Source organism: Chachezhania sediminis, from assembly GCF_009765275.1.
Lineage (GTDB): Bacteria > Pseudomonadota > Alphaproteobacteria > Rhodobacterales > Rhodobacteraceae > Chachezhania > Chachezhania sediminis.
This window is the reverse complement of the sequence record NZ_VOPH01000022.1, coordinates 14,202-18,856: the sequence shown is the minus strand read 5'-3', so window position 1 is coordinate 18,856 and position 4,655 is coordinate 14,202. Positions and strand designations below refer to the sequence as shown.

Below are 4,655 nucleotides of genomic sequence, written 5' to 3'. Positions count from 1 at the left end.
AAGTCCGGGGCGTAATCGCCCGCATACCTGACAGGGACCCGGGACGCGGAAGCCATCAGGGCCAGCGGCCGAAATGCCGCGCGAACAGGCCGGACACACGACCGCTTCTGAATGGGTGAATTAAAGTCATTTCCCGCTTGCTATGCAGGAGCCATCCACACAGGACCTTCATGGCACCGTGCAGCATGTTCCAGGACCCCGAGGTCCGCAGTGCGGACAAAGCAGACGTTGCTTTCCCAAAGTCGAACGTCAGCTTTGCTGTTGAACCTCTGCCTCATACTTCCGCCTGCTTACGACGGAAAAACTCAATCCTGGTTCTGACGCCAATGTTTGGGTCGTTGTGCAGAATGGCTGCAACGCGATCTAATTCTTCCTTTAAATCTAAATTATGCCGCAGAGCTATCAATCCATCGGCTGCACGTCTGCGAACCATGGCCGAACGATCTGAGGCACCGGCGCGCAGGAGTGCTATGAGGTCTACCGCTACTGTTAGTTCGCGTTCTCGAAAGCTGCGCTCGGTTCGATATTCGCCCATCGAACGGTCAGTCCACACTCGAACCGTTTCGCCTGTCGGCCAACGAGCCCTTTGTGAAAGAAGCATGTCGAGGGCCATTGTTCGAATATGCGGAAGTGGTGCGGTCGCGAAAACGTCGCTGATATGCTGATCTATCCAGTCGTTTCGGGAAAGTTCATGAAATACTTGGCCCAGACGTGGTTGCCGTGTCGTCCTGACAATCTCCACTAGTTTCGTTGAAACATCTGGTCTGGACAGGATTCCATGAACTGCCTCGGGTCCTGCACAGGACCAACGCCCCCAGCTATTAAGGTTTGGCAATACTGCGATCAGCGCGGGAACAATAACCTCTGCCGACGTGCGCGGCATGACCCTTTCAAGCGCTTCATAGGCTGCTTGTCTCACCTGTGGCACCCAGTCGTTCAGGCGCCAGAACAGCCCATAGACATTGGCGGGCGTAGGCAATGGTCCTTCCAGATTGCGGAGAGCTTCTTGTCTAATGCGGCCATCACCGTGAAACATAAATACAAAAGGAAGACCGGGGACATTTTGTATCGCGCGCAGATCGTTGCGCGCAGCTTTAACAATATCGAGCCCGTCTGGAGACCACTGATAGTGTAAATTCAGTTCTGTTCTGATCTGTTCTTCGATCTTGTTGAGGTCACGAGGGTCATCAACTGAGCGCAAAATTCTCTCGCCCTGCTTTTGCACACGAAAGTACACGTCAAACGGATCGTTGCCTTGCACGACCCTCTTTTGACCAAAAAATAAATTGAATAGTCTCTTTAACATGAACCACGCCCGTATTTTCTTGCCACTGATCAGATTGGTTCGTTTGCCGTTAGTTCACAAGAAAAAGGACATTCATGCATCACGAAGCATCACGCAATTTGGGCTCTAAGCGGTCATGCGGCGCTGCGGCGGGTCGCATGACCAGCCTGGCGGTGCTGCGTGATGGTGATGGTGATGGTGATGGTGATGGTGATGGTGATGGTGATGGTGATGGTGATGGTGATGGTGATGGTGATGGTGATGGTGATGGGCGTCCACCATGCAGGACAACGTCAAGTGGCCTGCCGAAAATTAGGTTGATTTTTGCACAACGTTGGGAACCATGGAAAATCCGTCTAGCAGCATGAATTACAATAAAAGCTCTAACAGTTATCGAAAATCCAATCTGAAATAATTCTATTTGATATTGAGCGCAGGAAGATCGTTGCCCAAGCATTGGCGCCTTCGTCTGCGGATTTGCCTTCGCCAAGCTCTACCAAGTACTCTTGAAACTGATTTTTATTGCCCCTGTAGTCCCTGCGATTCGGAAGAATAGCATCGGGCTGAACTCTCAATTTTCCCCACCTTTTACTGACGTAGGTTAAAAAGTTGGTTTTAAGTATTATGTTGTCTACATGAAACTTGACGTTTCTAAAGTCTGGGTCTTCTTCGTCTATCATGTAATGAATCTCGAAAACTGGAGGGGTGGCGCGCGGATCGAATCTCACTTCAATCAAAGGCCCGCTCAAGCATTCGTCGTAGTAAGGATGAAGCACTCTTGCCCGAGTGGCAGGGTCGAACAAATTCTCTCCACGTAGCCTATTGCATGAGCAAGCTGGAACCAAATTGTATGCCAAGCATGCATACTCGGGATATTTCTGTTTCGTTAAATAGTGATCAAGCTCGCCTGGGTTTTGCCCTCCACACATGGGGCACGTTTCACCCGCAAAAGATAGCCGGAGGTCCCCTATGTAGCTCATAGAAATAGGGGGGTTATCATAAATATAAAGAATTGCCTCCTTTTCCCGCTGGGTGAGGTCCGCTGCCCGAATTATGTTCGGATCCCCCCGAGAAATATCATAGTACCTTGCCAAGCGCGCAGCACGCAGCCCAAGCTTTAGGAGGTTCGGGTAAGTTCTGCGAAGCCTTTTGTTCCTGGCCGCACAGTTAAAGCTAGTGGATCCGCTATCAAGCGGCCTCTCAATCTTCTTCATGCTTATTTACGATTTTGGAAAACAGGTCCTCAGATACAATTGATCTCAGGGATGACAAATTCTGCCCGCTCTTCGAAATATAGCCAAGAGCCCTTTTTGTTGTTGTCTCCATTTCATCTTCACCGAAAACAAATAAGGAGATAAGACCAACATCAGCGCCAAACGTTTTCATTCTAGTTTTCTGTACCTCCATTCTGTTGCCGAAGGAGCTAGTTTCTTTATCCCGTATGATATGAACCATATCCTCCTGAACACATCTAACCACGTAGGCGGAATGAGTGGCAACGACGGCGACAGACCCTGTTAACTCCAGAACCTTTTGAAGGGAGCCCATCATAGCGTCAATAAACTGAGGGTGCAAAAAGACCTCAGGTTCATCTAGCAGCACCAGAGATCCATTCTCGGTATAGGCCGACGAGAATATACAAAAGCGAACGTAAGCCGCTTCACCTGAGCTAAAGTCATTCGCCTCCCGGCCAAACACACCTTTCGAACGATCAACGGCCTCTAAGAAATCAGAAGTTGCTTCTTGAATATCGCCAATATCTGGCCTGGAAAAGCTAATGTTACCCCTGCCTCCGCTTGCTGTTTGAATTTTTTCTAGCTCGATCGGGCCGTATCGCTCGTGAAAAATTGATACAGGGTCGTGCCCCCGAGCCTGCTTTAAGCTCTCAAGCAATATATTGAACCGGGTTGTATCAGCTATCCTAGCGTCCGACTCAATCATCTGCAACAAAACGTCCATGACGCCAGCCGTCGATCGCCCAGCTTCACTAGCTATATTGCAAACCCTATATCCAGACATCATTCTCTTCAATGTCTGTGGGGGATATACCTTGGATACTCTGGAGGTCGAGTAGAAACCTATAACCCTACTTGGAGTAAAATTTCCACGCCATTCGTTCGATAGGGAGTCTAAAGCAAGCTTCGCCGTGTGCCGTAAAGCCTGTGTTTTTCCGGAGCCATTTTTTCCTATTAAAACTGCAATCCGCTGACCTAGTTCTTGAGTGGATCCGAATTGGAAATCGAACCCGTACTCCCGCCCATCCGGCAACCTGAAATCGCATCTGAACTCTGGGCGCGCGGCATCTATAGAGGCTCGCTCGCTCCCTCTGAGTATCTCGATCCCATTATCCAAGATAAATGACTGTTCAGTTCGCCTAACTAAGAGTTTTTCAATTTTTTTTCTAAGTCGGATATTTTTGACTATTGGGCTGTCAGGTCGATACTCCCTCATCGATATGATGTCGTTAGCTTCTAGCAAAGCCTCTATAGCTTGGTGATTCCCCATTTCATCCACAAGAGTGCGATAATCCAGAGCCGCCATGCCCATTGTGATGGATGAAAAATTCAAATCCTCCGATTCAGCATCGACAAGGGAATCCCCTTTGTCGCTTTTGAGGACCATCTCCCATGCGTGGGAATTCTCGATAACTTCCGGATTCTTATCGTTTGACAGGAAGCATATACTTAGGGGGCCATGCTTGTACCAGCGGCCTCCCAATGTGCTATTTGGAAGCCAAAAGTATACATGGCAACTATCATCATGGGAACGTTGGATGACCGTTATCTTGGAGCGATGGTGATTTCTGGCCTCCACTTCATCCAAGTGTATTGGTCGTTCACCTGAATAATGGTAATATGTCAAGCTGGCCATTTATGAATTCCACGCCATTCATTTTCCGATTTCAGTACATTTCAACGCAGAAGGTCCGAATGCCTTGAAGGCTGCACTCTTTAGAGGTTTTATGTCATTGTATGATGACACATTTATAGTACATCACGTTTCGAACTTCGATGCACTTCTGGTCCTGAGCGTAAGCCTTTCGGTCCTTCATTGGTACCCCGTGATAGGGTGATGTTTTTCGGCGGAGCTTGGCTCCCCGTCCTCCATCCAAAGCTGGTTGCCATACTCAGCTGAGCGCGAGAACTCTTGGAAACGGCTGGGATCGGTCATCCGCTGCGTCCTGCACGAGTGTCGGCTAATGAGATGAACCGACCACCTGTTGCGCCCGGTGCGAATGTCCGCAGAGGGCCGACCGCTACCGACCGGCCCGATTTCTGAAACCTCCGAAGGGGGCGGTGAGATTGTCTCGTCATTTGATTTTGGCTTCCGCCGCCTCCCCCGAAGATGAACACGGCGGTCACTCATCCTT

At 49.5% G+C, this 4,655-nt stretch carries 4 protein-coding genes; 1 reads left to right on the top strand and 3 read right to left on the bottom strand.

The window, feature by feature from the left end; translation table 11 throughout:
* Nucleotides 1-274: 274 nt before the first annotated feature.
* The gene (locus FQK05_RS25485; RefSeq protein ID WP_158972355.1) at nt 275-1,306 is read right to left on the bottom strand and encodes a hypothetical protein; all 1,032 of its coding nucleotides are present in this window, start codon (nt 1,304-1,306) and stop codon (nt 275-277) included.
* A 162-nt stretch (nt 1,307-1,468) separates the two neighbouring features.
* On the opposite strand from FQK05_RS25485, the gene FQK05_RS25480 reads away from it, so the two are divergent.
* Nucleotides 1,469-1,606 (top strand): hypothetical protein, encoded by a 138-nt coding sequence (locus tag FQK05_RS25480; protein WP_199252773.1) that lies wholly within the window; start codon nt 1,469-1,471, stop codon nt 1,604-1,606.
* A 62-nt stretch (nt 1,607-1,668) separates the two neighbouring features.
* Here FQK05_RS25480 and FQK05_RS25475 read toward each other — a convergent pair whose 3' ends face one another.
* Nucleotides 1,669-2,499 carry a hypothetical protein gene (locus FQK05_RS25475; protein WP_158972351.1) on the bottom strand — a complete coding sequence of 277 codons (831 nt, stop codon included), beginning with the start codon at nt 2,497-2,499 and terminating at the stop codon, nt 1,669-1,671.
* Nucleotides 2,486-4,156, bottom strand: coding sequence for an AAA family ATPase (locus tag FQK05_RS25470; protein WP_158972349.1), 1,671 nt, complete (start codon nt 4,154-4,156; stop codon nt 2,486-2,488). The genes FQK05_RS25475 and FQK05_RS25470 overlap by 14 nt, the downstream gene beginning before the upstream one ends.
* Nucleotides 4,157-4,655: the final 499 nt, after the last annotated feature.

Bases quoted from the DNA above. Each gene is read 5' to 3' on its own strand.
- FQK05_RS25485 (WP_158972355.1), bottom strand. From the start codon at position 1,306: ATGTTAAAGAGACTATTCAATTTATTTTTTGGTCAAAAGAGGGTCGTG.
- FQK05_RS25480 (WP_199252773.1), top strand. From the start codon at position 1,469: ATGGTGATGGTGATGGTGATGGTGATGGTGATGGTGATGGTGATGGTG.
- FQK05_RS25475 (WP_158972351.1), bottom strand. From the start codon at position 2,499: ATGAAGAAGATTGAGAGGCCGCTTGATAGCGGATCCACTAGCTTTAAC.
- FQK05_RS25470 (WP_158972349.1), bottom strand. From the start codon at position 4,156: ATGGCCAGCTTGACATATTACCATTATTCAGGTGAACGACCAATACAC.